Source organism: Cryobacterium mannosilyticum (assembly GCF_004402705.1).
Lineage (GTDB): Bacteria > Actinomycetota > Actinomycetes > Actinomycetales > Microbacteriaceae > Cryobacterium > Cryobacterium mannosilyticum.
This window is the reverse complement of record NZ_SOFM01000010.1, coordinates 37,827-64,140: the sequence shown is the minus strand read 5'-3', so window position 1 is coordinate 64,140 and position 26,314 is coordinate 37,827. Positions and strand designations below refer to the sequence as shown.

General features: G+C 69.7%; 21 protein-coding genes and 1 pseudogene. 12 read left to right on the top strand and 10 right to left on the bottom strand.

Annotation, left to right across the window (positions count from 1 at the left end; genetic code table 11):
• Window positions 1-19: 19 nt before the first annotated feature.
• From E3O32_RS04170 to E3O32_RS04160, 3 genes are all read left to right on the top strand, one after another.
• Window positions 20-490 (top strand): methyltransferase family protein, encoded by a 471-nt coding sequence (locus E3O32_RS04170; RefSeq protein ID WP_134507275.1) that lies wholly within the window; start codon window positions 20-22, stop codon window positions 488-490.
• A gap of 104 nt (window positions 491-594) precedes the next feature.
• Complete coding sequence (locus E3O32_RS04165) at window positions 595-1,593, top strand: LLM class flavin-dependent oxidoreductase (protein ID WP_134507274.1); 999 nt, start codon at window positions 595-597, stop codon at window positions 1,591-1,593.
• A gap of 10 nt (window positions 1,594-1,603) precedes the next feature.
• On the top strand, window positions 1,604-1,954 hold the full coding sequence (locus E3O32_RS04160; RefSeq protein ID WP_134507273.1) for an MmcQ/YjbR family DNA-binding protein: 351 nt from the start codon (window positions 1,604-1,606) through the stop codon (window positions 1,952-1,954).
• Window positions 1,955-1,963: 9 nt separating this feature from the next.
• Here E3O32_RS04160 and E3O32_RS17175 read toward each other — a convergent pair whose 3' ends face one another.
• The 4 genes from E3O32_RS17175 to E3O32_RS04140 form a co-directional block, all read right to left on the bottom strand.
• Window positions 1,964-2,368, bottom strand: coding sequence for a class F sortase (locus E3O32_RS17175; RefSeq protein ID WP_241974556.1), 405 nt, complete (start codon window positions 2,366-2,368; stop codon window positions 1,964-1,966).
• A 262-nt stretch (window positions 2,369-2,630) separates the two neighbouring features.
• The gene (locus tag E3O32_RS04150) at window positions 2,631-3,536 is read right to left on the bottom strand and encodes a hypothetical protein (protein ID WP_134507271.1); all 906 of its coding nucleotides are present in this window, start codon (window positions 3,534-3,536) and stop codon (window positions 2,631-2,633) included.
• A gap of 61 nt (window positions 3,537-3,597) precedes the next feature.
• Window positions 3,598-4,230 (bottom strand): histidine phosphatase family protein, encoded by a 633-nt coding sequence (locus E3O32_RS04145; RefSeq protein ID WP_134507270.1) that lies wholly within the window; start codon window positions 4,228-4,230, stop codon window positions 3,598-3,600.
• Window positions 4,231-4,280: 50 nt separating this feature from the next.
• Window positions 4,281-4,751 (bottom strand): Lrp/AsnC family transcriptional regulator, encoded by a 471-nt coding sequence (locus tag E3O32_RS04140; RefSeq protein ID WP_134507269.1) that lies wholly within the window; start codon window positions 4,749-4,751, stop codon window positions 4,281-4,283.
• 124 nt (window positions 4,752-4,875) lie between these two features.
• On the opposite strand from E3O32_RS04140, the gene E3O32_RS04135 reads away from it, so the two are divergent.
• The 3 genes and pseudogenes from E3O32_RS04135 (at window position 4,876) to E3O32_RS04125 (ending at window position 8,508) form a co-directional block, all read left to right on the top strand.
• Entirely contained in the window at window positions 4,876-5,907 is a 1,032-nt protein-coding gene (locus E3O32_RS04135; RefSeq protein WP_134507268.1) for an ornithine cyclodeaminase, read from the top strand.
• A gap of 3 nt (window positions 5,908-5,910) precedes the next feature.
• The gene (gene ctlX / locus E3O32_RS04130) at window positions 5,911-6,858 is read left to right on the top strand and encodes a citrulline utilization hydrolase CtlX (RefSeq protein ID WP_134507267.1); all 948 of its coding nucleotides are present in this window, start codon (window positions 5,911-5,913) and stop codon (window positions 6,856-6,858) included.
• A gap of 93 nt (window positions 6,859-6,951) precedes the next feature.
• Window positions 6,952-8,508 (top strand): annotated as a pseudogene (locus tag E3O32_RS04125) (IS1182 family transposase).
• Window positions 8,509-8,686: 178 nt separating this feature from the next.
• Here the strand turns inward: E3O32_RS04125 and E3O32_RS04120 are convergent.
• Together E3O32_RS04120 and E3O32_RS04115 are read right to left on the bottom strand one after the other, a co-directional pair.
• Complete coding sequence (locus E3O32_RS04120; protein ID WP_198417519.1) at window positions 8,687-8,917, bottom strand: hypothetical protein; 231 nt, start codon at window positions 8,915-8,917, stop codon at window positions 8,687-8,689.
• 4 nt (window positions 8,918-8,921) lie between these two features.
• Window positions 8,922-10,211 carry a glycosyltransferase family 2 protein gene (locus E3O32_RS04115; RefSeq protein WP_241974554.1) on the bottom strand — a complete coding sequence of 430 codons (1,290 nt, stop codon included), beginning with the start codon at window positions 10,209-10,211 and terminating at the stop codon, window positions 8,922-8,924.
• A 433-nt stretch (window positions 10,212-10,644) separates the two neighbouring features.
• Here E3O32_RS04115 and E3O32_RS17375 point away from each other — a divergent pair, with 433 nt between their 5' ends.
• Window positions 10,645-11,475 carry an aggregation-promoting factor C-terminal-like domain-containing protein gene (locus tag E3O32_RS17375; RefSeq protein ID WP_174776483.1) on the top strand — a complete coding sequence of 277 codons (831 nt, stop codon included), beginning with the start codon at window positions 10,645-10,647 and terminating at the stop codon, window positions 11,473-11,475.
• A gap of 15 nt (window positions 11,476-11,490) precedes the next feature.
• On the opposite strand, the gene E3O32_RS04105 is transcribed toward E3O32_RS17375, so the two are convergent.
• Entirely contained in the window at window positions 11,491-12,291 is an 801-nt protein-coding gene (locus E3O32_RS04105) for an alpha/beta fold hydrolase (RefSeq protein ID WP_134507265.1), read from the bottom strand.
• Between the two features lie 208 nt (window positions 12,292-12,499).
• Between E3O32_RS04105 and E3O32_RS17530 the strand changes: the two genes are divergently transcribed.
• Both E3O32_RS17530 and metH read left to right on the top strand, forming a co-directional pair.
• Window positions 12,500-13,444 (top strand): aggregation-promoting factor C-terminal-like domain-containing protein, encoded by a 945-nt coding sequence (locus E3O32_RS17530; protein WP_241974552.1) that lies wholly within the window; start codon window positions 12,500-12,502, stop codon window positions 13,442-13,444.
• 70 nt (window positions 13,445-13,514) lie between these two features.
• Window positions 13,515-17,141, top strand: coding sequence for a methionine synthase (gene metH / locus E3O32_RS04095; protein ID WP_134507264.1), 3,627 nt, complete (start codon window positions 13,515-13,517; stop codon window positions 17,139-17,141).
• Here metH and E3O32_RS04090 read toward each other — a convergent pair.
• Genes E3O32_RS04090 through E3O32_RS04080 form a run of 3 tightly spaced genes read right to left on the bottom strand, consistent with a single transcriptional unit; the run spans window position 17,029 to window position 20,530 of the window.
• Complete coding sequence (locus tag E3O32_RS04090) at window positions 17,029-17,931, bottom strand: ECF transporter S component (RefSeq protein WP_134507263.1); 903 nt, start codon at window positions 17,929-17,931, stop codon at window positions 17,029-17,031. The genes metH and E3O32_RS04090 overlap by 113 nt on opposite strands.
• Window positions 17,928-19,988: an ATP-binding cassette domain-containing protein gene (locus tag E3O32_RS04085; protein WP_166790763.1), complete on the bottom strand. Its 2,061-nt coding sequence runs from the start codon at window positions 19,986-19,988 to the stop codon at window positions 17,928-17,930. The genes E3O32_RS04090 and E3O32_RS04085 overlap by 4 nt, the downstream gene beginning before the upstream one ends.
• On the bottom strand, window positions 19,988-20,530 hold the full coding sequence (locus E3O32_RS04080) for a hypothetical protein (protein ID WP_134507261.1): 543 nt from the start codon (window positions 20,528-20,530) through the stop codon (window positions 19,988-19,990). The genes E3O32_RS04085 and E3O32_RS04080 overlap by 1 nt, the downstream gene beginning before the upstream one ends.
• A gap of 117 nt (window positions 20,531-20,647) precedes the next feature.
• On the opposite strand from E3O32_RS04080, the gene E3O32_RS04075 reads away from it, so the two are divergent.
• Genes E3O32_RS04075 through E3O32_RS04065 form a run of 3 tightly spaced genes read left to right on the top strand, consistent with a single transcriptional unit; the run spans window position 20,648 to window position 26,311 of the window.
• On the top strand, window positions 20,648-22,150 hold the full coding sequence (locus E3O32_RS04075) for a DUF3375 domain-containing protein (RefSeq protein WP_134507260.1): 1,503 nt from the start codon (window positions 20,648-20,650) through the stop codon (window positions 22,148-22,150).
• Complete coding sequence (locus E3O32_RS04070; RefSeq protein WP_166790762.1) at window positions 22,143-22,937, top strand: DUF4194 domain-containing protein; 795 nt, start codon at window positions 22,143-22,145, stop codon at window positions 22,935-22,937. The genes E3O32_RS04075 and E3O32_RS04070 overlap by 8 nt, the downstream gene beginning before the upstream one ends.
• Window positions 22,934-26,311 (top strand): ATP-binding protein, encoded by a 3,378-nt coding sequence (locus E3O32_RS04065; protein ID WP_134507258.1) that lies wholly within the window; start codon window positions 22,934-22,936, stop codon window positions 26,309-26,311. Before E3O32_RS04070 ends, E3O32_RS04065 begins: the two co-directional genes overlap by 4 nt.
• The last annotated feature ends 3 nt before the right edge of the window (window positions 26,312-26,314 follow it).

Sequence of the window (26,314 nt, the reverse complement as noted above, 5' to 3'; positions counted from 1 at the left end):
ACCGGCGTAGCCTCGAGTCATGAAGCGTGTGTTCGCGTTCGGCCTGGTCTCCGCGCAGTTCGTGCTGCTCGCTGCGCTGGCCCTCCTCCCGCACGGGGCGCTGTGGCCCGTCAACCTGGGTGTCCTGGTCGCGGCGATCGTGCTCTGCGCGGGCGGCGTGAGCCTCGCGGTGCTCGGCGTGGTCGGCCTGGGGCCGGCGCTGACGGCCAGCCCGATCCCGCGGGAGCACGCCCCGCTGGTCACCACCGGGGTGTACGGCCTCGTGCGCAGCCCGATCTACACCGGGCTGATGACCGGCGGGCTGGGGCTCGCCCTGTTCGGCGCATCGGCCTGGCATCTTGCCACGTGGCTTGCGCTGGTGCTGCTGCTGGCCGGCAAGGCCCGGTGGGAGGAACGGATGCTCCTGGCCGAGCATTCGGACTACGCCGGCTATGGGGCGCGGGTGGGCCGCTTCCTGCCAGGCGTCGGCCGGCTTCGCCGGTCCGCCTGACCCGGTAGGCGCTCACCGCCGGTTCCGGGATCGCCGGTCCTCCGTGCGGAATCTGATTTCGTGTGCCGGGTAACGATTCGGGGGCGGATCCCGTTGCCCCAAGCATGACGATTCCGCTTTCCATACTCGACCTCGCCCCCATCGCCCCCGGGCAGACCGCGAGGGAGAGCTTCGCGGCCAGCGTCGCGCTCGCCCAGGCCGCCGAGAGGCACGGCTACAGCCGGGTCTGGTACGCCGAGCACCACAATATGCCGACGATCGCCTCGTCGGCAACGAGCATCCTGATCGGCCACGTCGCCGCGCACACCTCCACGATCCGGCTGGGCGCCGGCGGCGTCATGCTCCCCAATCACTCGCCGCTTTCGATCGCCGAACAGTTCGGCACCCTCGCGGAGCTCTACCCCGGCCGGATCGACCTCGGGCTCGGCCGCGCGCCCGGCAGCGACCAGACCACCGCGCGGGCCATGCGCCGCGACCCGAGGGCATCCGACCAGTTCCCGCAGGACGTGGTCGAACTGCAGGCCTACCTGCGCGACGAGTCTGTCGTCCCCGGAGTGCGGGCCGTGCCCGGCGCCGGCACCGACGTGCCCCTCTACATCCTCGGGTCCTCGCTCTTCGGAGCCCAGCTCGCGGCCAGGCTCGGCCTGCCCTACGCGTTCGCGTCGCACTTCGCGCCCGACTCCCTCTTCGAAGCCGTCGCCACCTACCGGCGCGACTTCGTCCCGTCGCGCCAGCTTTCCGCCCCGCACGTGATCGTCGGCGTGAACGTGATCGCCGCCGACGACCAGGCGGATGCGACGCTCCAGTTCGAGACGACCCGGCGCGCCAGGGTGCGCGGCATGATCGCCCGCGGTCCGGCCGCACCCGACTACACCGACGCGCAGATCGACGCGTTCCTCACCACGAACGAGGGACGCCAGATCGCGAACATGATGCGGTACTCCGCCATCGGCACGCCCGACGTGGTGCGGGACTTCCTCGAGGACTTCGCCGCGGCCACCCAGGCCGACGAGCTCATCATCGCGCATGCCTCCCGCGACGTCGCCGACCGGTTGCGCTCGGTGGAGTTGACGGCCGGTGCCATGAATGCGGTGACGGTCTAGTCTCGAAGCCATGACCCCGGATGCCCTCGTCGACTTCTGCCTGAGCCTGCCCCAGGCTGTGGAGACGTTCCCGTTCGGGGAGGAGACGAGCGTGTTCAAGACCAGCGGCAACGGCAAGATCTTCGCCCTCTCCGCTCTGGCGGGGGAGCCGCTGACGGTGTCGCTTAAGTGCGACCCGGAGGAGAGTCGTGCCCTGCGGGAGGAATTCGCCGGGCAGATCACCCCGGGCTACCACCTGAACAAGAAGCACTGGATCACGATCGTGCTCGGCGGTCAGGTCGAGGACGCCCTGGTCGAGCAGCTGCTCAGGGACAGCCACTCGCTCGTGCGGCCGAGGGTGCCGCGGGCAAGGGCGCAGTGACGGCGTCGCTCAGCAGCCGGCGTTGGTGGCGTTCTGGTCCAGTTGCAGCACCACGACGATGTTCTTCACCGTGGCCGAGTTCGGATCGTAGCCGACGGGTCGATAGCAGCTGACCAGGACCAGGCGGTTCGGGATCGCATTCGTCAGTTCGTCGTTGCTCTTGTACTCCGCCTTGTCGAGGGTGAGCGTTTTCTGGGCCTGGTAGCACAGGGTGCCGTTTGCCGTGTCGACCGCTGCCAGGTCCCCGGCCTTCATCTCCTTGAGGCCGTTGAAGACCGCCGCATCGACCCAGGAATGCCCGTAGAGATAGACCGTGTTGGCCGAGTCCGTTCCGGCCAGTCCGCCCGCAATGGTGGTGTCCCACGAAATGGTCGACAGGTCGGGGGGATCGAAGCCGTCCCGATCGTCGATCATCTGCTGGGTGTACTCCGTCACCGCGCCATCGAGCGAGATGGCCGGGACCCGGAGGCGCAGCGGCGCGGAGGCCGCGATGACGGCGTTCGCGATGGGATCCGTGGTCGGAGCCGCCGAGGACGGCGCCGCGGTCTCGGCCGGAGCGGGGGTGCGGCGGAGGGATGCCGGCGGGCCGGCATCCGAACCACCGGCGACACCGACCGCGATCAGGCCTCCGGCGATCGCGCAGAGCAGGGCTGCGGCCCCGACCAGCAGCCTCCTGCTAGCGACGGGCGTCAGCCTTGCGGGTGGCGGCGGAGGCGGTCAGCAGGCCGGCGGCCAGCAGGATGAGGACACCGGCGCCCAGGAACGCCGTTCCGCCGAGGTTGCCGGCGTCGTGGCCCGCGGCCAGGCCGAACCCGTCGGTCTTGGAATCGTGCAGGACGTTCTTCACGGGGATCGGGGTCGTGCTCCCGGCAGCAGTGGTGATGTTGTTCGTCAGCGCCACGCTGCAGGTGACGAGGGACCCGCCGCCGTTGGCGGAGTCGTTGCACTGGTTGACCGTCACGGGCAGCAGCGCGCTCACCGTGGACGGTCCAACGGTGCAGGTGACCCGGTCGGGGGCGCCGCCGCCGTTGACAGAGTAGTTGCACTGGGTGATCGTGGCGCCTGATACGGAGGCGGGGTTGGGGTCGCAGTTGAGGGTCGGCGCAGTGCCACCGCCGGTGCCGGCGTAGTTGCACTGGTTGACCGTTGCACCGGTCGTGCCCGAGTTGGCGGGGGCGCCCGTGATGTTGTTGACGACGGTCACCCTGCAGGTGAGGGTGGAACCGCCTCCGTTCACGGAGCCGTTGCACTGGTTGACCGACTTGGTGAGCAGGTTATACGACGTCGTCACGGAGTCGCCGCAGATCGCGGCCTGGTTGGGTCCAGAGCAGACCTTGGTGGTGACCGTCGAGCTCTCCGTGCCGGTCGTCAGGTTCAGCGTGTTGACGATGTCGATGGTGCAGTCGAGTTCCTTACCACCGCCGCCCAGTTCGCCGTTGCACTGGGTCAGGTCCTGCGTCGCGGCGAACGCATTGGCGCCGGTCGGGCCGAAAGTGAGGGCCAGAACGGCGATCGCCAGCGACGCCGTCAGGGCCAGGGTCCGCACGAGCGAAGACCGGAAACGCGGGGTGCCTGCTGTCACAGGGGAAGACGAAGCTGTCAGCACAGCACTCCTTAGATAGGATCCGACCCTAACACGGGGGTCAGCGCAGGTTCCTATCGGCGCGCGGGTCTCTCTCGGTCTGGAGCCCGGCCCAGGAGACGAGCGTCCAGCCGTCCTGGGCCGACCCGGTCAGCTCGACCATGCCCGCGTTGACAAGTTCGGTCGTCCCCGCGAAGACCGAGGTCACGTTGAGGGCGCGGGCCGCGGTCCAGACCCGGATGGCCGCGCCGTGGCTGAAGACGGCCACCGCCTCTGCGCCGGCGGTGGCCGCGTCAATGTCGGCGTCGAAGCGGGCGAAGAAGGCATGGCCGTCGGGGCCGCCCGGCATCGCGGCGCCGAGGTCGCCCGCACCCCAGGCGAACACTGTCTCCAGGTAGGAGTGAACGGATGCCCGGTCGCTCCGCCCCTCGAGGGAACCGGCCTCGATCTCGTGCAGGCCGGGGGAGACCTGGATTTCGAGGCGCCGGTCCTCCGCCAGCGGCCGGGCGGTGAGTTGGGTGCGCACCAGCGTCGACGCGAAGATGGCGTCGATCGGCTCATGGCGGAGGGCATCCGGGAGCACCGCGGCCTGACGGCTGCCGAGCTCGGTCAGGCCCGGTCCGGGGTGGGCGGTATCGAGCTGGCCGAGGACATTGCCGGGAGTCTGGCCGTGGCGGATCAGGAAGAGTCGCATGGTCGCTTCAGCTTAGGCGCGGGCAGCTTCGGATCCGCCGGGGAACCGGGTCAGGGCCGGGGCCTGCGGGCCCCGGCCGGGGGAAGGTCGTCGTGGGCGACGGAGCTGAGCAGCAGGCTCGTCTCGCTGTTGACGACGCCCTCGATGGAGCGCACCTGGCCGAGCAGCCGGTCGAAGTCGGCCAGGCTCTCGGTGCGCAGTTCGGCGACCAGGTCCCAGCCGCCGTTCGTGGAATGCAGCGCTTCCACCTCGGGGAAGCCGCGCAGGGAATGGATCACCCGGTCGGTCGCGCGGCCCTCCACCTCGATCAGCGTGATCGCGCGGATCGCATCCGGGTCGCGGTCCTCGCGGATTCGCACGCCGAAGCCGACGATCGTCCCCGAGTCGGTCAGGCGTTTGAGCCGGCTGTTGATCGTCGACCGGGTCACCCCGAGGTCGCGGGCCAGGCTCGCCACGGGTTCACGCCCGTTCACCCGCAGCGCGGCCAGGAGTCGTCGGTCGAGGTCGTCGAGAGGAGACATGAGGCAAAGTGTACGCGCGAACCGAACAGATTGACCATTTCCCTGGTCGGATTGGCGCGCAAAGCGAATGGCGGGCACATATCGGTCCCTCCTACTGTGGGAACCTGATCGAGAGGAGCCGCACATGGTGCGTTTTGTAGACGTGGGAAACATCAACCGCTGGGCCGCCGAGACCGGGGTCGAGCGCATCCTCACCGACATGGTGGAGTACATCGAGCGTGACTTCCGGCGCTGGCCCTCCTTCGACAAGGCACCCCGGGTGGCCAGCCACTCGCCGCTCGGCGTGATCGAGCTGATGCCCACCAGCGACGGCGAAACCTACGGCTTCAAGTACGTCAACGGCCACCCTTCGAACCCGTCGCGCGGCCTGCAGACCGTCACGGCCTTCGGCGTGCTCGCCGATGTGCAGAGCGGCTACCCCACCTTCTGGTCCGAGATGACCGTACTCACCGCGCTGCGCACGGCCGCGACCTCGGCCATGGTCGCCCGGGCGCTGGCCCGTCCCGCCTCGCACACCATGGCGATGCTCGGCACCGGCACCCAGTCCGAATTCCAGGCCCTGGCCTTCCGCGGGGTGCTCGGTCTCAACCGGCTCCAGGTCTGGGACACCGACCCGGCGGCTCTGGACAAGTTCCTGCGCAACCTGGCCCCGCTGGGCTTCGAGATCGTCGTCGCGACGAGCGCGGCGGATGCCGTTTTCGGCGCCGACATCATCACCACCTGCACCGCGGACAAGGCCAACGCCACCGTGCTCACCGACGAGATGGTCGAGCCCGGCGTGCACATCAACGCGATCGGCGGCGACTGCCCCGGCAAGACCGAGCTCGACGCCGCCATCCTGCTCCGCGGCGACGTGTTCGTGGAGTTCACGGCGCAGACCCGGATCGAGGGGGAGATCCAGCAGATGGATCCCGACTTCCCGGTCACCGAGATCTGGCAGGTGCTCGCCGGCCAGGCCGTCGGGCGTCGGGACGACCGCCAGATCACCGTCTTCGATTCGGTCGGCTTCGCCATCGAGGATTTCTCCGCGCTCCGTTTTCTGCAGGATGCCGTCGACCACACCACCTTCTACACGGACATCGATCTCGTCGCCGATCCTGACGACCCCAAGGACCTGTTCGGCCTGGTCACCGCGGGCTCGCCCGCGCTCGTCTGACCGATGTCGGTCCAGGCCCCGTCCGCCGTTCTCCTGATCAGGCCCCGGTTCTTCACGCCCAATCCGGAGACGGCCCTCGACAACGTCTTCCAGACCCACGCCGTCGGCGAGGACGCGGACGCCGTCGCCGCCGCCGCATACGCGGAGGTGTCCGAGGCGGCCGCCATGCTGGAGGCGCACGGGGTCACGGTGCACCTCTTCGACGACGACGGTCCCGGCCGTCCCGACAGTGTCTTCCCCAACAACTGGATCTCGACCCACGCCGGGGGACACGTGGCGCTGTACCCGATGCATACGCCGAACCGGCGCACGGAGCGCCGCGGCGACATCGTCGAGATGCTCAAGCAGAGCTACCGGGTGCAGGACGTCGTCGACTATTCGGGGCTGGAACTCGACGACGTCTTCCTTGAGGGCACCGGGGCGATGGTGCTCGACCACGGCGCCCGGATCGCCTATGTGGCCCGCTCGAGGAGGGCGGATCCGATCGCGCTCGAACGGTTCTGCACCAACTTCGGCTACGAGCCGATGGCCTTCGACGCCGTCGACGAGACGGGCACCGCGATCTACCACACCAACGTCATGATGTGCGTCGCCACCGACTTCGCCCTCGTCGGGCTGCGCCTGATCACGTCGGCCGCCCGTCGCGCCCAGGTCGTCGAGCGCCTCTCCGCGCAGGACCGTGAGGTGATCGACCTCGACCCGGAGCAGATCCGCAATTTCGCCGGCAACGCGATCGAGCTGCACGGGAAGACCGGCCGGATCCTGGCCCTGTCCGAGCGGGCGCTGGCCAATCTGACGAAACCGCAACGGCGGATCATCGAACGCAGCTGCGAGATCGTCCCGCTCTCCGTGCCCACCATCGAGCTTGCGGGCGGGTCCGTGCGGTGCATGGTCGCCGGCATCCATCTGGACCGTCGTTCCGTGCTCCTCAGTCCGGCCGCCGCCGGCTGAGCCGGCACGATAGCGGCTAGGAGACTGCTGATTTATCCGACGCTTTAAGGCGCGCCTTTGTTAGTTTCGGCCGATGTGTTTAAGACTTGATTCATGCAGGGTCGTGATGATGGTCAGCGTGAGTTGTTGGATGTCGGTGCGTTCGCCGGGCACATGTTGCCGGCCGGGTCGGTGTTCGCGTTCCTCGCTGAGCACCGGCACGAGTTGTTCCCCGATGACGCGTTCGCGGACTTGTTCCCGTCGGGTCGGGGTCGGCCGTCGATCTCGGCGGACGTGATCGCTTCAGTGCTCGTGCTGCAGACGTTGCACTCGTTATCGGACCGGGAAACAGCGGAAGCGCTCACGTTTGATCTGCGGTGGAAAGCGGCCTGCGGGTTCGGGTTGACGGAAACATCGTTCCATCCGACGGTGTTGACGTATTGGCGGCGCCGCCTCGCGGCAAGCACGCGTCCGCACCGTATTTTCGAGGCGGTGTCCGAGGTCATCGCCCGGTCCGGGGCGCTCTCGGGCCGGAAGCGGCGGGCGTTGGACTCCACGATCCTGGACGACGCGGTCGCCCGCCAGGACACGGTCACGTAGCTGGTCGCGCAGATCCGCCGGGTCGGCCGGGAGGTCCCTGGAGCGGACATGATCGTCGCGAGCCTGCCCGGCCACGACTACGCCAAGCCGGGCAAACCCGACATCGCCTGGGACGATAAAGCAGCCAGGGACGAGCTCGTGTCCCGCCTCGTGACCGACGCCCTGGCGTTGCTTGCGGCAATCGACACGACGTCGTTGACCGGGCCGCAGCAGGACACGGTCGCGCTGCTCGCCCTCGTCGCGGGCCAGGACGTTGAACCGGCCGAGGGGTCCGATGGCACCGATGGGCGGTGGCGGATCGCGCGGAAGGTTGCCCCGGACCGGGTTATCTCGACTGTTGATCCTGATGCCCGCCACGCTCACAAGAGCCGGGAGAAGAAGCAGGACGGTTTCAAAGCCCACATCGCGATCGAGCCCGACACCGGCCTGGTGACCGCGGCCGTTTTGACGAAAGCCTCCGGCGCGGAGAACAGCGACGCGGCCCGCGGCGCCGCCCTCGTGGCCGCGGACACCAGCATCGGGACAGACATTGTCGAGGTCCTCGGTGATTCTGCTTATGGCAGCGGCGACCTCCTCGCCCAAATCACTGCGGCCGGACACACCCCGATCATCAAGCCGATGCCGCTGAGCCGGGCGGTCCCTGGCGGGTTCACGATCGATGACTTCACCGTTGATGAGGCTGCGGGCACGATGACTTGCCCGGCCGGAACCGTCCGGCCGATCAGTCCGAAACGACGAGTCACGTTCGGCAGTGCCTGCACCGGTTGCCCGCTCAGGGCCCAGTGCACCACGGCCACACGCGGTCGCAAGATCGAGTTGCATCCGCAGCAGCAGATTCAACGCGAGCACCGGGCGCGGGCCCTGGACCCGGGCTTTCAAGCCGTTTACCGGCAGCACCGGCCGATGGTTGAACGCTCGATCGCATGGATGACTCGCGGGGCGAGACGAGTCCCTTACCGCGGCGTCGTGAAGAACCACGCCTGGTGGAACACCCGCGCCGCGGCCATCAACCTGAAGCGGCTCCTGGGCCTCGGACTCACCAGCCAGAACGGGGTTTGGGCCCTTGGCTGAAGACACCAGGCAGGACAGGCGCCCCAGCGCTCACACCGACCTCGAGAACATCGCTGGCCTGGCCAGACTCGCGACACTGACTCGGCCCCCCGAGCAACCCAAACACGCCCACACGCGACTCAAAAAACGACCCACCTGACTCGCGAGGGCCACCGCACCCAGCTAAATCAGCAGGCTCCTAGACGCGCCCGTCCGGGTGGATGCTCCGGGTCTCAGCGCGACGGTTGCGTCCAGGTAGCCAGTCGGTGGGATGCACCTTCGGGAGGATCTTCGCGACCGCCAAGGAGGCGAACATGACCGTATTGATCGCTACGAATGCCGCGAGGATGGCGAACTCCTGCGAGTGAAGCACCGCCGACGGGAAGAGGATTCCGGCCGGAACCAGGTAGTGAAGAGAGACGGCCATCATGAGTTCATTCCACCTTCTGCAATGCGTCGTTCGGCGCGGAGCGGACGACGTGGCCCCAATCGGCCTGCCGGCCCAGCGCGATATCGACAATCCCCTTCACATAGACGAGGTCGAGGAACACGTCGAAGAGCAGTTCAGGAAAGAGCGCGAGCGCCAGCAGGCGTGCGCGCGGCCCTCCCGCCCACACCGACACGACACGTTCGGCGGTGAAGACGAGGCCGATGCCCAGCCAGAACGGGAACCACACCCACGAATCGATTGCGAGGAGCGTCACCAGCAGGAGCAGGACGAAGGCGCTCAGCGCGATAACGCTGTAGCCCAGGCCCAACTGCTGCGCCCAGTAGCGGAATGTCGGCGGCGAGACGCCGTAAGCTCCGATGTTCTCCAATGCCCCCCGCTGCCAGCGGAGGCGCTGCACCCACAGGCTCTGAATGGTCGGCATCACCTCGGTGACGACGGAGCATTCCGAAGGGGAGATCATGAGGGCACCGAGCGATTTCAGGGCGATGGTCAGTTCGTTGTCCTCGGTGAGGGCGGCGGTATCGTAGACATCTCCGTGGGCGCCGGGGATCGTGTCACCGCGGCAGCTCGCCACGGTGCGCAAGGCGACGGGCCGGAACAGCGAGGCCGTGCCGGTGAGGACGAAGACGTGGCCCCTGCGGCGTCGGATCTCTCGGGAGTACCTGATGTACTCGTTGCGCTGGAATTGGCCCAGCATCCCGGAACCTTCCTCGCCATAGAACAGTCCGCCGATCGCCATGAGGGCTCGGTCGCTGGTGAATCGAGCGACGGCGGCCGCCAGGAATCCGTCGTCGAGACTCGTGTCCGCATCGAGCACCATGACCAGATCGTTGTCGCCCTGGCCAGGCAGCAGCTGCTTCAGGACCTGATTGAGTGCGCCGGCCTTCTTGGCCGTGTTCCCGCGCGACTCGAAGATCTCCACCCCGAGGGCCCGGGCAATCTCGACGGTCCCGTCGTTACAGTTGTCGGCCACGACGACTACCCGGTCCGGCCTGTGCGATTGGGCAAGCAGCGATGAGAGCGTCCCGAAGATGGAGGCCTCTTCGTTGTGTGCAGGCACCAGGACGGTCACGGTCACCTCGCCGGCATAGATTCCGCGCGTCCTGGCCATCACGATTCCGGCTGATAGCGGGGTGGTGCGATTGTTCAAGGAGCGACGGGCCTTGCTCGAGGTTCGCCTCTCGAGCATGGCGATTCCCGCGGCAAGGAGTAAGGCCAGGGCGACGGCACCCAGGATCACCCTGGGCGCCGGCGCGGCGAGGTCGTAGAGCACTCGCCAGATGCCGAGGAGGAAGCCCTGGGAGGGTAATGCGCCCGGGGCGGGCTTGCCCGCTGCGACGACGAGCCAGAGGAGAACCGCAGCGCCCCCGGCCACGGCGGCAATCACGATGCCGACACCTCGATCGAATGACTTGGCCCCCATGGTGAGAGATTATCAGAGCGGCGCGGCCTGCCCGCGCATGGCGCGCGCAAGGCAGGGGAAGCGCGTTGCCATGACATTGCCAGCAACAAGTGAGGTTTCGTCCAGAAACATATTGCAGACTGGGAACTTCGCCCGCGCGCACCCCTGCCCGCGGTTGCCGGACAAGAATCGCTCCGCACCTGCCTGATGACGCGCGGGGGCCCGGGCGATTCGTGTTGCAAAGGGATTGCCTATTTCTTCCTCGTTTGATTCCCCCACGTCCACCAGCACCTCCGACGAAGGCTTGACCCGCCCGCGGAAGCCGCGTCGGCGCCGCAGCCGCTTCCTCCTGGCCGGCGCCATCGTCGCCATCGGCGCGACGATCGGAACCGGCGCTGTGATCCAATCCGCGTCGGCCGCGTCGAACGACCGCGTCGAAGCCACCGCTGAACTTGCCGCGAGCACCGGGCGCCAGCACGAGCAGCTGGGTGCGTACGCCGGCATCGCCCACGCCCAGGCGGCCCAGGCCGCCCAAGGCACCCTGGACGGAGCCAACACCGTGATCATGGCGGCCCAGGGCAAGTCGGATGCCGCGGCACTGACCGTGTCGGTTGCCTCGCTCACCCACTACACGCTTCTGGCTCCCGACCGGGTCTACGACCTCGTCGACGAGACCAAGGCCCAGACCGCTGCCGTGCAGGCCGCCACCGCGGAGGTGGACCGCGTGGCCGCCGAGCAGGCCGCCACCGCCGCTGCCGAGGCCGCGAAGGCCGCGAAGGCCACCGTGGCGTCGACCAGCTCGTCGTCCCGCCCGTCCGCACCGACCGACCCGAGCGGCGCCCAGGCCATCGCCCGCGACCTGATGATGTCCAAGTACGGCTGGGGCGACGACCAGTTCGGCTGCCTCGTCAGCCTCTGGAACAAGGAGTCCGGCTGGAACGTCAACTCGTACAACGCCTCGAGCGGGGCCACCGGCATCCCGCAGGCGCTGCCCGGCAGCAAGATGGCCTCGGCCGGCGCCGACTGGCAGACCAACCCGGCCACCCAGATCACCTGGGGCCTTGGCTACATCTCGGGCAGCTACGGCACCCCGTGCGCGGCCTGGGACAAGTCGGAGTCCGTCGGCTGGTACTGACTCAGCCGCGCGGCATCAGCGAGGTGACACGGGTGTTCCGGGGCTGCTGAGGAATCCGATCGCGGCCTCCCGGAACGCCCGCGCCGTCGGTGCGTTGAAGTGGTTCCGGCCCGGGATCTCGACGAAGCCCGCATCCGGGGCGGCGCGGGCGAGCGCCCGCGACGCCTCGAGGATGCGGTCTTCGCTCCCGGTCGCGAACAGGAGCGGCTGGGCCGGGGCGTTCTCCGCCCCCGGTTGGGAGCCGCCGCGCATCCCCTCGACCAGTGCGACGAGCGCCCTCAGATCGTTGCCCGGCACTGCGCGGGCCATGGTCAGGTAGGCGCCGGTGAGCCGGTCGTCGACGTCGGCGCCGTGTTCGATGTGCGCCCGGGCATCCGCGATCCGGAAGCGCCGCAACGGATCGCCGTCGGGAATGCCTCCGAGCACCGCGCGCCGGACGCGTCCCTCCAGCTCGCGGGCGGCCTGCCAGCCGACCCGCGCACCGAGCGAATAGCCGACGTAGTCCACCTCATCGAGCAGATACGCGTCGAGAACCCGCTGAATATCCGCGACGAGAATCTCCATCGTGTAGGCGGCCGGGGAGTGCGGTTTGTCGCTGGCTCCGTGGCCGCGCTGGTCGATCGCGATCACGTGGAACCCGGCCCGGGTCAGGTCCCTGGTCCAGCCGGTCAGATGCCAGTTCGCCACGGCGCTGGAGGCGAAACCGTGCACAACGACCACTGTGGGGGCCGCCGGATCGCCGAATTCGTAGGTGGCGAGCTGCATGCCGTCGGGGGAATAGACGAGCCGGTGCGAGGGCGCGGTGCGGAGTGACATCACCACCATTGCACCATGAGAGCGGTGCTTCCGGGGCGGCCACGCCGCCGGCAGGCACCCCCGCCTGCCAGTACTTTGCCAGTGGAAAATGAGGATTCTTCCAGTAAGCGAAGGCATTGTTGCAGCTTCGCCCGGGCGGAACCCCGCCTGAGCTCATCGAACCAGAACCGCTGGCGCCTGTGCTCGAGCGATTCGCACTGTGAAAGTCATGCCCCGGATCAAGAAAACGTCGTCCTTCCCGTCCGTCAGCACCCCCGGGAGCGGTCGCACCCGCCACCGGGACACGCATCGGCGCCAGGATCGGAAGCGCATCCTCGCGGCCGGCGCGTTCCTCCTCGTCACCGCCGTCGTCGGAACCGGTTTCGTCATGCAATCCGTCGCGGCGGCGCAGGATGTACGCATCAAGGCCACCCGCGACCTCGCCGAAAGCACCGGGGTGCACCCCGACCAGCTGATCGCCTACGACAATGTGATGCCGGCCCGTGCCGCGTCCACGGCCAAGGGTGCACTGAACGAGGCCGTCGTCGTCATGGCCGCGGCCGAGGGAAAGGCGGATGCGACGGCTCTCGCAGCATCCGTCGCTTCACTCACCCACTTCACACTGCTGGCGCCCGAGCGGGTCTTCGAGCTTGTCGACCTGACGAAGGCGGAATCGGCGAACGTTCAGGCGTCGACGGCGGAGACCGACCGGATCGCCGCCGAGCAGGCCGCGGCCGCAGCGGCTGCCGCTGCGGCCCAGGCGGCCGCCGAGGCTCAGGCCGCGGCTGCGGCGGCCGCAGCAGCGGAGGCCGCCAACGCGGCGTCGGCGAAGCCGTCCGCCCCGTCCCGGCCGTCCGCGCCGACCGACCCGAGCGGCGCCCAGGCCATCGCCCGCGACCTGATGATGGCCCAGTACGGCTGGGGCGGCGACCAGTTCGGCTGCCTCGTCAGCCTCTGGGCGAGGGAGTCCGGCTGGAACGTGAACGCCTACAACTCGTCGAGCGGGGCCACCGGAATCCCGCAGGCGCTGCCCGGCAGCAAGATGGCGTCGGCCGGTGCCGACTGGCAGACCAACCCGGCCACCCAGATCACCTGGGGCCTGGGTTACATCGCCGGCCGCTACGGAACCCCGTGCGGCGCCTGGGACCATTCGCAGTCGGCCGGCTGGTACTGACCGGATGCCCGGCCCGGACGCCCGGCGTAATGAGGGGAACGGCCGGGCCCGGCCCGGTTAAGCTGGGCCGATGACGCAACCTCGTGACCAGGCCGGCGAGCGGCAGAGCACCTTCGGGGCCGCCGTGCGGCCTGAACGGGCGCAGGCACTGCTCGACGCGCTGAAGCAGCGGGTCGTCATCGCCGACGGGGCCATGGGCACGATGCTGCAGGAGCACAACCCGACCCTGGAGGACTACCAGCAGCTCGAAGGCTGCAACGAGATCCTCAACGTGAGTCGCCCCGACATGATCGAGGCGATCCACGGGGCCTACCTCGACACCGGCATCGACGCGGTGGAGAGCAACACCTTCGGCGCCAACTGGTCGAACCTCTCCGACTACAACATCGAGCACCGGATCGAGGAGCTCGCCCGCCTCGGCGCGGCCATCGCCCGCAAAAGCGTCGACGACTACGAGGCGCGCGACGGCCGGATGCGCTGGGTGCTCGGCTCGATGGGCCCGGGCACCAAGCTGCCGAGCCTCGGCCACACCACCTACGCCCACCTCAAGGAGACGTTCGCCGAGCAGGCCATCGGCCTGATCCGTGGCGGCGCCGACGCCTTCCTGATCGAGACCTCCCAGGACCTGCTGCAAACCAAGTCCGCCGTGAACGGGTGCAAGCAGGCGATCGCCGAGTCCGGCATCCGGCTGCCGATCTTCGTCGAAGTGACCGTCGAGACCACCGGCACGATGCTGATGGGCAGTGAGATCGGGGCGGCACTCACCGCGCTCGAACCGCTCGGCGTCGACGCGATCGGCCTCAACTGTGCGACCGGGCCGACCGAGATGAGCGAACACCTCCGCCACCTCTCCCGCTACTCACACGTGCCGGTGCTGTGCATGCCCAACGCCGGACTGCCCATGCTCACCGCCACCGGCGCCAGCTACCCACTCACGCCCGACCAGCTGGCCACCGCGCATGAGCAGTTCGTCAAGGAATTCGGGCTGGCCCTGGTCGGCGGATGTTGCGGCACCACCCCCGCACACATGAAGGCCGTCGTCGACCGGCTGCGCGGCACCCCCGTCACGACACGCACGATCGAGGAAGATCCCGGCGTCGCCAGCCTCTACCAGCACGTGAGCTTCGACCAGGACAGCGCCTTCCTGGCGATCGGGGAGCGCACCAACGCCAACGGGTCGCGGGCCTTCCGCGACGCCATGCTCGAGGAGCGGTGGGACGACTGCGTCGACATCGCCCGCGCCCAGGTGCGCGAGGGCGCCCACCTCCTCGACGTGTGCATCGACTACGTCGGCCGCGACGGGGTCGCGGACATCCGCCAGGTCGTCTCTCGGCTTGCCAGCGCCTCCACCCTCCCGTTGGTGGTCGACTCGACCGAGCCCGCGGTGCTGCAGGCCGGGATGGAACTCATCGGCGGCCGCCCGGTCGTCAACTCGGTCAACTTCGAGGACGGCGAGGGCCCGGCATCGCGTTTCGGCCGGATCATGCCGCTGGTCAAGGAACACGGCGCCGCAGTGATCGCCCTGACCATCGACGAGGAAGGCCAGGCCCGCACCGCGGAGCACAAGGTGCGGATCGCCACCCGGCTGGTGGAGACCCTTGTGAACGACTGGGGAATGCGGGTTCAGGACATCATCGTCGACGCGCTCACCTTCCCGATCGCCACCGGCCAGGAGGAGACCCGCCGGGACGGGATCGAGACGATCGACGCCATCCGGCAGATCAAGGCCAGGTACCCCGGCATCCACACCACCCTCGGGGTCTCCAACGTGTCGTTCGGCCTGAACCCCGCCGCCCGGTCGGTGCTCAACTCGGTGTTCCTGCACGAGGCGACCGAGGCCGGGCTCGACTCCGCCATCGTCAACTCGGCCAAGATCGTGCCCCTGGCCTCCGTGCCGGATGACCGGCGCAAGGTGGCGCTCGACCTCGTCTGGGACCGCCGGGAATACGACGTCGAGGGGAACCTCAGTTACGACCCGCTGGCCGCCCTGCTCGACCTTTTCGCGGGGGTCGATTCAGCCGCGCTGAAGGATGAGCGCGCCACGGAGCTCGCCGCCCTGCCGGTGGGCGAACGGCTCGAACGCCGCATCATCGACGGAGAGGCCAAGGGCCTCGAGGGCGACCTCGACCTCGCCCGCGCCGGAGGGATGAGCGCCCTCGACATCGTCAACGTGCACCTGCTCGCCGGTATGCAGGTCGTCGGCGCCCGGTTCGGCAGCGGCGAGATGCAGCTGCCGTTCGTGCTGGCGTCGGCCGAGGTGATGAAGGCCGCGGTAGCCCTGCTCGAGCCGCACATGGAGAAGTCGACGGCGGCCGGCAAGGGCACCATGGTGCTGGCCACCGTGCGCGGCGACGTGCACGACATCGGCAAGAACCTCGTCGACATCATTCTCACCAACAACGGCTACGACGTGATCAACATCGGGATCAAGAAGACGATCAACGAGATCATCGCCGCGGCCGAGGAGCACAATGCCGACGTGATCGGCATGAGCGGCCTGCTCGTGAAGTCGACCGTGGTGATGAAGGAGAACCTGCTCGAGTTGAACGTGCGCGGGCTGGCGAAGAAGTGGCCGGTGATCCTCGGCGGGGCGGCCCTCACCCGGACCTACGTCGAGGAGGACCTGGCCGGGCTGTTCGAGGGGCAGGTCCGGTATGCGCGGGACGCGTTCGAGGGCCTGGCCCTGATGGAGCCGCTGGTGGCCATCGCGCGCGGCGCCGACCCGGCATCCGTGGGGCTCCCTCCCCTGAAGAAGCGCATCCACAAGCGCAACCTGCTCACTGTCACCGAGCCCGACGCAATGCCGACCCGCTCCGACGTGGCCGCGGACAACCCGGTGCCGGCCCCGCCGTTCTGGGGCACCCGGATCGTCAAGGGCATCGCCCTGGCCGAATACTCCGCGTTCCTGGACGAGCGGGCGACCTTCATGGGGCAGTGGGGCCTCAAACCCAGCCGCGCCGAGGATGGCGCGAGCTACCAGGAACTCGTTGACACCGAGGGGCGGCCGCGCCTGCGCTACTGGCTCGACCGGATCCTCGCCGAGGGAATCCTCGACGCCTCGGTCGCCTACGGCTACTTCCCCGCCTACAGCGAAGTAAACGACCTCGTCATCCTGCACCACGGCGACGACCCGTCGGGGGTGCTCGGCGTGCCGGGCCTTCTCGCGCCCGACGTAGGCTCCGGCGGAGTCGTCGGCACCGAGCGGCTCCGGTTCTCCTTCCCGCGGCAGCGCCGCGACCGGCACCTGTGCCTGGCCGACTTCGTGCGCCCGCGCGAGTCGGGGCAGACGGATGTCGTCGCCCTCCAGCTCGTCACCGCCGGGGCGAACGTCGACACGGTCACCGCGAAACTGTTCGCCGAGAACAAGTACCGCGACTACATGGAACTCAACGGCCTGACCATGCAGCTCACCGAGGCCCTCGCCGAATACTGGCACGCCAGGGTGCGGGACGAACTCGGCGTCGGCGCCGAGGACCCGAAGGATGTGGCCGGCATGTTCAAACTCGAATACCGCGGCGCCCGCTTCTCGCTCGGCTACCCGGCCTGCCCGGAGATGGAGGACCGCCGCAAGGTGGTCGAGCTGCTCAGGCCCGAGCGGATGGGCGTGGTCCTGTCCGAGGAGCTGCAACTGCACCCGGAGCAGTCGACGGATGCGTTCGTGTTCCACCACCCCGAGGCGAAGTACTTCTCGGTCTAGCGCCGGGCAGCCGGGCCCGGCGCAGCGCGGACAACGCGGCCGGGCCGACCAGCACGATCCCCGCGAACGTGGTCACGGCGCGCACGGTGTCCCAGGTCAGGGTCGAGGTCACCAGCGTGTACAGGGTGAAGGAGGCAACGTTCTCGCCCAGCGGGGCATCCGCGGCGTAGGAGATCCCGGTGCCGCCGCCCACCGCGAATGGCCAGAACCAGAGGTTCATCACCAGGCCGAACAGGTAGGACGCGGCGATGCCGTAGCCGGCCAGCAGTGCGATCTCGAGGCGGGCGCCCAGCCGGCTCCCCGGGCCGGCCCTGGTGCCGGTGCGGCCGACCTGCGGCAGCAGGCCGGCGCCGGCGCCGACCCAGCCGCAGGCGAACATCTGGAAGGGCGTCCACGGGCCGAAGCCGCCCCAGAGCATCGAGGACACCGCGATGGTCAGCAGCCCGAGCAGGAAGCCGAACCGCGCGCCATAGGCTCGGCCGGCCAGCACCAGCAGGACGAACACGGCCTCCACCCCGCCCACCCCGGTGCCCGCGATGCGCACCGCTGCGCCGACCGCCGACAGCACGCCGAGCAGGGCGACGGTCTTCGCGGTGTACATCTCCCGGTCGAGCGTCAGGGCGAGCGCCACGACCAGTGCCGGGACGAGCGCGAACGCCACGATCGGCACGGCCGCCTGGGCGTCTCTGGGCACGGCGGCGGCGAAGAGGGGCCAGGCGAAGCCCGCGGCGGCGAGGATGCTGCCGCCCACCAGGATCCCGGCCGTCCAGCGACCGCCCGCGCGGATCACGGTGCCCCCACCCGCGGCCCGTTCGCGACGCGGCCGGCCTGCATCGAGATCGTGCGCGTGGCGAGGGCGCGAGCGAAGTCCCGGTCGTGGGTGGCGAACACCACGGCTGAGGCGGTGCGCCCGGCGCGAAGCAGTGCGGCGCCCACGAGTGCCCGGGCCTCCAGGTCGAGCCCGCGGGTCGGTTCGTCGACCAGCAGCAGCGACGGCGCCGCCGCGAGCTGGATCGCGATGACCAGGCAGAGCCGTTCGCCGGCCGACAGATCGCGCGGGTGCCGGCGCAGGAGATGTCCTGCGGAGGCGAGGTCGAGGCCGAGCAGTCCCGCGAACCGGTCCGCGGCGGGCTGCGCGGCGCCGGCGGCCTCGCTGCGGCGCACGGCCCGGTCGGCCCGGCGGCACTCCTCGGCGACGGTGGTCGAGAAGAGCAGGTCGTCGGCGTGCTCCGGCACCAGCGCCACTGCAGCCCGGCGTTCCCCGGGGCGGAGCGCTGCCACGTCCCGCCCGGAGACGAACACGGTCCCGCGCGCGGCAGGCAGGGCCAGCGCCCCGAGCAGGCTGGACTTGCCGGCGCCGTTGGGTCCCTCGAGGGCGATGATCTCGTCGGCCGCGATCTCGAGCGACACCTCGTGAACAACCAGATCGGCCCCGCGGCGCATACTCAGGCGACGGATGCTCGCCAGCGGCGTCCCCGGCGTCCCCGGCGTCAGCGGCATCCCCGTCGTCCCCGGCGCGACGGGGGTCGGGGGAGCCGTCGCGAGGCCGGCAGGACCGTCGGGAGGGTGCGCGGAGCCGGGGACGACACCGGCCCCGAGCCGGTGCGCCCGGTTGCCGCGCAACTCGAGCCAGGTATCCGCCGCGCCCGCCCACTCGCGAGTGTTGTGTTCGGCGACGACGACGCAGACCCCCGACTCATGGGCGAGGCGCTCGAGCAGCCCGCAGACCCGGACCCGGGCCGCGGCGTCCAGGTCGGCCAGCGGCTCATCGACCAGGAGCAGGATCGGCCGGGAGGCCAGGGCGGCGCCGATGGCCACCAGGCTCGCCTCTCCGGCCGACAGCGCGTGCACCTTTCGGCCGAGCAGGTGCTCGATCCCCAGCCGGCCCGCGATCTCCCGCACCCGCTGGTCGACGATGACGGCGGCCACGCCGCGCACGGCCAGGGCGAATCCGATCTCGTCCCGCACGTTCTCGGCCACGAATGAGAGCCGCACGTTCTGGCTGACCACCCCGACGAAACCGGCGGTGTCGCGCGGGGGAGTCCCGGCGCGGTCCGCGCCGCCCACGGTGATCCGGCCTGCCTGGCGGCCCTCGAAGAAATGCTGGAACAGGCCGCTCAGGCTGTGCAGCAGGCTGGTCTTGCCCGACCCGGTCGCCCCGGCGATCACGGTGAGCGTGCCGGGCGCGAACTCGAGGTTCAGCTGGGCGAGGTGCCAGTCGCGCCGGCCGTCGCCGTGGCCGGCATCGGGGCTGTCCTCCCGCGGGTCGCCGAAGCCGAGCGCGGCATCCGTCATCACGGCGGGCCTCTCGCAGGCGCCGTCGACCACGTGCGCGGCGGCGAAGCCGCGGGCCTCCATCGAGGCGGCGAGGGCGAGGGCTCGCTCGATCGTCTGTTCGAAGACGGGAACGAGCAGGGCCGGGATCGACCGCTCACCGCCGCGCAGCCGGCCGGCCACCCGCACCCGCCTGACCGAGTCGAGCAGGGCCGGGAACGTGGCCCAGGCGATCACCAGGGCACGGGAGACCGTGCGCAGCGGACCGCGCCCGGCGCCGCGGGCGAAGAGCCGGCTCACGTCCACCACGGCGTTGAGCACCCCGAAGACGAGGATCAGCGCCGCGACCGGCAGGGCGCTCAGGGCGGCATTCGCCAGGCCGCCGGCGGTGACCGGCCCGAGCAGGGCGACCTGGCTGAACGGCCCGGCCAGCGGAACCCTCGGGAGGTCCAGTAGCAGGAGGCCGGGACCGGATGCCCCGGCGAAGAGAACCCGGTAGCCCGCCCGCAACAGCACGAAGCCCACGGCGAGGAACGCCGCGGCGCGCAGGGGAGCCGGCCGGAAACGGAACACTAGCTGCCGGGCGTGGGCGTTTCGGTGCCGGTCGTGAAGACGAGGCCGACGGACTGGCCGGGCTTCAGCTGCAGGGAGCCGAGACCCTCCTGCGCGTATTCCCAGTCCGCGTCGGCGGACGGTCTGATCCAGAGCGCCCAGTACGCCGCGGCCGCGGGCATGCCCTGGCACGATTCGGTGAACGGCGCCACGCCGTCGACGGTGATCGTCTCGTCGGCGGCCGGGCGACCGTTCACCCGGCAGACCACCTGGTCGCCGTACTGCACGGTGCCCTCGGTTGTCGCCCCGGCGGCCGCGACGACCTGGCTCGCCGGGACGGTCGCCGCGTCACCGGTGGCCGCGCAATCGGTGATCGTAGCCGCCTCGAGCGGGCCGAAGTCCACCACGACGTTCACCCCGGCGCAGGAGCCGCCCGGTGCGGCGGATGCCGACCCCGTGCTCGGGGTGGCCGGGCCGGCGGCCGGGGTGGTCGTGCCGGCGGCGCAGCCGGTCAGGGCCAGCGCCCCCAGCAGGGTGAGGGCGGCAAGCGCGGGCATCTTCATGCCCCCAGAATACCGATCCGGCGGGGCTGCTCCGCGACTGTGACGCCCGGCGTCGGCTGTCCTGAGCCGGACCCCGGGCCGATGCCGCTGCCCGGGGATGGGATAATCGGTGGCAGGATGAGTGAAATTGCGGGTGAATTGGCGCGGGTGCGCGAAGCGTTCGACAAACCCACCCTTCGCCTGCTGGACCGCAAGTGGGCCCCGTTCGTGCTGGCGGTGTTCAAGTCCTCCTTCAGCAGGGACCGCCGCAGTGTTCCGGCCGAGCGGCTGCACGCCCAGGTCGACGCCTACCTCGCCGACCTCCGCTCGGTCGGAAGCGAGGTGCCGGGCAAGAACGGCCGCGCCCTCTGCGTGCAGTGGATGAACGACCAGTGGCTCTACCGGGAGACGGGGGAGGGCGACGAGGAGCAGTATTCGCTCACCTCGCACGCCCTCGAGGCGCTGCTCCTGGTCGAGGGCCTCTCCCGTGACCGCGCCCTGATCAGCGAGTCCCGCCTGACCACCATCGTCGACACCGTGCGCCACCGCGCCACGCAGGCCAACCCTGACCGGGCGGAACGCATCCGTCGCCTGGACCAGGAGATCGCCGAGAAACAGGGCGAGCGTGACCGGCTCGCCGGCGGCGGCGAGATCGCCGCCGTGTCGAACGAGGCGATGCACGAGGGCTACGCCAACCTCGTCGACCTGATCACCGCGCTGCCGAGCGACTTCAAACGCGTCGAGGAATCCGTCGCCGGGATGCACCGGCAGATCGTCAACGACTTCCGCAGCGAGGATCGCCCGATCGGCGAGGTGCTCGACGAGTACCTGTCGAAGACGGATGCGCTGATGTCATCGACCCCGGAGGGGCGCGCCTTCGAGGGGGCCTTCACCCTCCTGCGCAACGATTCGCTCCTCGCCGATCTGAAGAACGATCTCGAAACCATCCTGCTGCACCCGTTCGCCCTCGAACTCAGCGCCGCCGAGCGTCGCGGGCTGATGGGAACCGTCGGCCTGATCCGCAAGGGCATCGATGACGTGCTGACCCAGCGGAACGGGCTCACCACCACGCTGCGGGAACACATCGTCAACCACGACGTCGTGAAGGACCGCGAACTGGAACGCCTCCTCCGCGACATCAACAAGGAACTCGCGACCTGGATGCTGACCGCCGGACCCCGCAGCACGGTCACCGCCGAACTCATGCCGGGCACGCTCGAGGTCGAGCATCTCCGGGAACGCTTCTACGACCCGGCCGGCCACCGCCCGCCGCCCGCGCTCGAGGACGTCACCGACGACGCGCCGGTGCCGCCGAGCCTTGACGAGCTGCGCCAGCAGGGTGGGCCGCGCCTCGGCGAGATGCGCGACGCCCTGGTGAGCGCCCTCGGCCGGGGCGGCGCGGCATCCGTCGGCGACGCCTTCAACGAGCTCGCCGCGAGCATGCGCCGCCCGGTGGAGATCCTCGGGATGCTGCAGATCGCCACCCAGATCGACGCCGTGCACCGGGCGGGCACCGTCGAGACGCTCGAAACCGTGCGTCCCGACGGTTCCAGCCGCCGCTTCCAGGTGCCCCGCATCATCCTGAACGATGACGAAACGGCGGCGCTGTCCGCCCTGACCTATGGACCCGATGATGACTGACGCCTGGACCGACGACCGCGCCGCCGAAGACGAGCCGCGGCTGGAGGGCGACGCGCACAGCTTCTCCCTGTTCGAGGGCGACGAGGGCGGGCTCACCCTCGACCAGCGCAGGACCCTGGTGCTGCTGCTCAAGCACCGGTATATCTCCGCGGCGCTCCAGCCGGCGGAGTGGCGCACCCTCCTGCAGTCGGAGGGCCTGCTGAAGTCGCGCCTCAACGACGTCTTCCTCGACCTGCACGTGGACCGGCACTACGAGGTGGCGTTCAAGAGGCAGGCCGTGGCCGAGGGCGGCGATCGGTTCCCGACCCTCCTGCACGACGTCTCCTACACCCGGGAGGAAACCATCCTGCTCGTGCTGCTGCGGCAGCGGTTCCGCAGCGAGCGGGCCAACGGCCACGAGATCGTGATCGTCGACCGCGACAACCTGGTCGACAACGTGGCCCACTTCCGGCCGGAGCACGCGACCGACCGTTCCGGCGACGCGCGCAGGGCCGCCGCGGCGGTGGAGAGCCTGGTCAAGGCGCGGGTGCTGCTCAGGACGAGCGATCCCGACCGGTTCCGCATCTCCGCGGTGATCGAGGTGCTCCTGCCTGTCGAGCGGCTGGGCGAGCTGCTGGAGTGGCTGGCCGCGCAGAACGGTGACGAGCCCAGCGTGCCGGGCGACGTCACCCTGCCCGACGACGTCACCCTGCCGGACGACGTCACCCTGCCGGACGACGTCACCCTGCCCGACCTGCCGGTCACTCTCGACGAGATCACCGAGTCCAGCCTGGAGGCCAGCTCATGAGCGATTCCCCTCTGTTCTATGTGGACGGACTCACCGAGGGCACCACCCAGTGGCGCGCCGAGTGCTTCCAGATGGTCAACTGGGGTGGCTTCCACGGCCACCACGAGGTGGCCTTCGCCCGAGAGTCCACCCTCGTCTCCGGTGCGTCCGGCACCGGCAAGAGCAGCCTGCTCGACGCGTACCTCGCGTTGATGATGCCCTCGGACACTCCCTTCAACGGGGCGTCCAACGACGCCGGCTCGGGCCGGGCGCGCAGCGTCGACCAGCGCAACCTGATGACCTACCTCCGCGGCAAGACCGACTCCAACCGGGAGGCCGGGACCGGCCAGCTTCAGGACCAGGTGTTGCGCGGCGCGGACGCCTCTACCTGGGGTGCGGTGGCGATGACCTTCATCGACGACAACCAGCGCCGTTTCACCGTGCTGCGCGCCTACTTCGTGCCCCGCGGGGGGAACAGGTTCGCCGACATCACGATGAAGATGGCCGCCACCGACGGCGCGCTCGACCTGCGCGACCTGTCGGAGGTCACCGAGTCCCGGTTCGACAAACGGGCCATGAAGGCACGCTTCCCTGAGCTCGCCGTCTTCGACACCTACGCGGCGTTCGCCCAGACCCTGTACACCCGGCTCGGGATCGGCGCCAATGGCGAGGGCGGGAAGGCGCTCCGCCTGCTCGCGCGGATCCAGGCCGGCCAGCAGGTCAAGACCGTCGACGGTCTCTACAAGTCCATGGTGCTCGAGGAACCCGCGACCTTCGCCGCGGCCGACAAGGCCGTCGACCACTTCGAAGACCTCGAACGTTCGTACGGGGCCATGGTCACCGAGGCCCAGAAGGCCCGAGTTCTCGAACGTCTGCCCGCCCTGCACCAGGTCTACGAAACGTCGACCGAGAAGGCCGACCTGGTCGACAGGTTCGGGGTGCACCGCACCGGCGACACTCCTTTCGTGCTCTGGCAGCTGCACACCGAACGGGGCCTGCTCGAGGGCGCCGCCGACGTCAACGGAGCCGAGCGGCGCGAGAACCAGGTGGCGCTGACCCAGGCGCGCCACGCCGAGACGCTCCTCAAGTCCAGGATCGCCGGCATCCAGCACCAGCAGCGGGAGAACGGCGGCGACGTCCTCGCCAGCCTGCAGAGCGAGCTCGGCCTGCTCCGTGACAAGCGCGACGATGTGGCAGCGGAACGGGCGAGGTTCGACGATCGCAGCCTGGCCCTGGCCGTCGAGATCGACAGCCCGCACGACTTCAGCCAGGCGCAGGGTGCCGCCGAACACTTCCTGGCCCGGTTCGACGCGGCGGAGAAGGACCTGGACGCGGAGCGTCTGGCCCTCCAGCGCCGGTCCTATCCGGTCGAGGAGCAGATTCGCGCTGTGAAACAGGAACGGGACTTCCTGACCGGGCGGCAAAGCCTGGTTCCGCAGCACCTGCACAACGCGCGGCTGATGATCGCCGAGGCCGCCGGGATCCCGGCCGCCGAGCTGCCCTTCGTGGCCGAACTCATCGACGTCGCGCCGGGCGAGGAGGCGTGGCGCCAGGCCGCCGAGGTGACCCTGGCCTCCGTCGTGCGGGTCATGCTCGTCGACGAGACGCGCCTCCGGGCACTCGGCGAAGCCATCGACCCGCTCCGGATCCCGGTGCGGATCCACTTCGAAGGGGTCAAGCTCCGGGAGCACAGTGACGTTGTCGGCGACCCGCGTTTCGTCTCCGGCAAACTCGTCTTCAAGGACTCTCCGTTCAGCGGCTGGGTGCAGGACCGGGCGAGGGCGTCGAACCTGGACGCCCTGTGCGTTGCAACCCCTGCCGACCTCGTCGGCGACGGGCCGCGGGTGACGATGAGCGGCCAGAACCGGAACGGCAAGCGCGGGGCCCACGGCTGGAACTCCGACCAGAAGTCGATCATCGGTTTCTCCAGCCGGGCCAGGCTCGACGAGATCGCCGCCGAGCTGGCCCGGCTGACCGGGATCGCGGAGGCGTTCGCGGCGGAGGCCTCCGTCCTGGCCGGCCGCCTGGCCGCGCACCAGGACCTCCGCAGCGCCCACCGGTTCGTGCTCGACACCGCCTGGCCGGCCATCGACGTCGCCGCCGCGGAATCCCGGATCCGGGACAAGGAAGCCGAGTCGGAACGGGTGCTGGCCGACAGTGACGTGCTCCGCGCGCTCGGCGACGAGGAGAAACGCCTCGGGGCCGAGCTCGACGCCGCCCAGAAACAGAAGCACTCCGCCGACGCCCGAGCCGCGCTGCTCCGAGCCGAACAGACCGGGATCGTGGACCGCCAGGATGCCGTGAGCGTGCAGCTGGACCGGATGGCGGCCGCGGCATCCGTCACCCTGTCGGAAGAGCATTCCGCCCACCTCGATGCCCAGTTCGCCGCCGTCGGAGACGAGGGCGACCTCGCCGCATTCGAGAACGGGGTGAAGCGGCTGCGCGAACGACTCACCGAACAGTCGGTCCAGGACCGGGGCAACGCCGCGAGCGCGAGGGACTCCCTGCTGCGCATCTTCGAGAACTTCCAGGCCCGCTGGCCCGACCCGAACATCGGCGTGTCGCTGGATTCATACACCAGCTACCGGGACATCCTCGATGCCGTCTACACGCTGGGCCTGCACGAGCGGCGCCAGGAATGGAAGCGCCGGCTCTCGGCCTGGAGCGGGCAGGACCTTGTGCCGCTCATCGGCGCCTTCAGCACCGCCATCGAGGAGATCGAGGACCGGTTGCAGCCGATCAACGAGATCCTCACCACCCTGCCGTTCGGCGCGGGCCGGGACCGCCTGAGGATCTCCCTGCGCCGGCTGCACCGCGACGACCAGGCGGCGTTCCGCACGGAACTCAAGCTGCTCTCCTCCGGGTCCACCGAGGACTTCAGCGACGAACAGACCGAGAGCCGGTTCGCCCGGTTGCAGGCGTTCATGGGCCGGATTCGCCGGCCGGAGGGTGGTGCCCGCACCGAGTCGCCGCGGGACCTGCTGCTCGACGTGCGCAAGCACGTGGAGATCACCGCGGTCAGGATCACCCCCGACGGGGACGAGGTCAGCACCTACTCGTCCCTCGGTGGCAAGAGCGGCGGCGAGTCCCAGGAACTGGTCGCGTTCGTCGTCGGCGCGGCCCTCCGGTTCCAGCTCGGCGACGAGAGTCGCACCCGGCCACGCTTCGCGCCGGTCTTCCTCGACGAGGGGTTCGTCAAGTCCGACTCGGAGTTCGCCGGCCGGGCCGTGGCCGCCTGGAAGGGCCTGGGGTTCCAGCTCATCGTCGGCTCGCCGCTCGACAAGGTCACCGCCCTCGAGCCGCACATGGAACTCGTGCTGTCGATGACCAAGAACACGAGCACGGGGTACTCCTACATCACCCCGTTGTCCTCCCCGGTCTCCGCTGCGGGGTGAGCC

Bases quoted from the DNA above. Each gene is read 5' to 3' on its own strand.
- E3O32_RS04170 (WP_134507275.1), top strand. From the start codon at position 20: ATGAAGCGTGTGTTCGCGTTCGGCCTGGTCTCCGCGCAGTTCGTGCTG.
- E3O32_RS04165 (WP_134507274.1), top strand. From the start codon at position 595: ATGACGATTCCGCTTTCCATACTCGACCTCGCCCCCATCGCCCCCGGG.
- E3O32_RS04160 (WP_134507273.1), top strand. From the start codon at position 1,604: ATGACCCCGGATGCCCTCGTCGACTTCTGCCTGAGCCTGCCCCAGGCT.
- E3O32_RS17175 (WP_241974556.1), bottom strand. From the start codon at position 2,368: ATGATCGACGATCGGGACGGCTTCGATCCCCCCGACCTGTCGACCATT.
- E3O32_RS04145 (WP_134507270.1), bottom strand. From the start codon at position 4,230: ATGCGACTCTTCCTGATCCGCCACGGCCAGACTCCCGGCAATGTCCTC.
- E3O32_RS04140 (WP_134507269.1), bottom strand. From the start codon at position 4,751: ATGTCTCCTCTCGACGACCTCGACCGACGACTCCTGGCCGCGCTGCGG.
- E3O32_RS04135 (WP_134507268.1), top strand. From the start codon at position 4,876: ATGGTGCGTTTTGTAGACGTGGGAAACATCAACCGCTGGGCCGCCGAG.
- ctlX (WP_134507267.1), top strand. From the start codon at position 5,911: ATGTCGGTCCAGGCCCCGTCCGCCGTTCTCCTGATCAGGCCCCGGTTC.
- E3O32_RS04120 (WP_198417519.1), bottom strand. From the start codon at position 8,917: ATGATGGCCGTCTCTCTTCACTACCTGGTTCCGGCCGGAATCCTCTTC.
- E3O32_RS04105 (WP_134507265.1), bottom strand. From the start codon at position 12,291: ATGTCACTCCGCACCGCGCCCTCGCACCGGCTCGTCTATTCCCCCGAC.
- E3O32_RS17530 (WP_241974552.1), top strand. From the start codon at position 12,500: ATGCCCCGGATCAAGAAAACGTCGTCCTTCCCGTCCGTCAGCACCCCC.
- metH (WP_134507264.1), top strand. From the start codon at position 13,515: ATGACGCAACCTCGTGACCAGGCCGGCGAGCGGCAGAGCACCTTCGGG.
- E3O32_RS04080 (WP_134507261.1), bottom strand. From the start codon at position 20,530: ATGAAGATGCCCGCGCTTGCCGCCCTCACCCTGCTGGGGGCGCTGGCC.
- E3O32_RS04075 (WP_134507260.1), top strand. From the start codon at position 20,648: ATGAGTGAAATTGCGGGTGAATTGGCGCGGGTGCGCGAAGCGTTCGAC.
- E3O32_RS04070 (WP_166790762.1), top strand. From the start codon at position 22,143: ATGACTGACGCCTGGACCGACGACCGCGCCGCCGAAGACGAGCCGCGG.
- E3O32_RS04065 (WP_134507258.1), top strand. From the start codon at position 22,934: ATGAGCGATTCCCCTCTGTTCTATGTGGACGGACTCACCGAGGGCACC.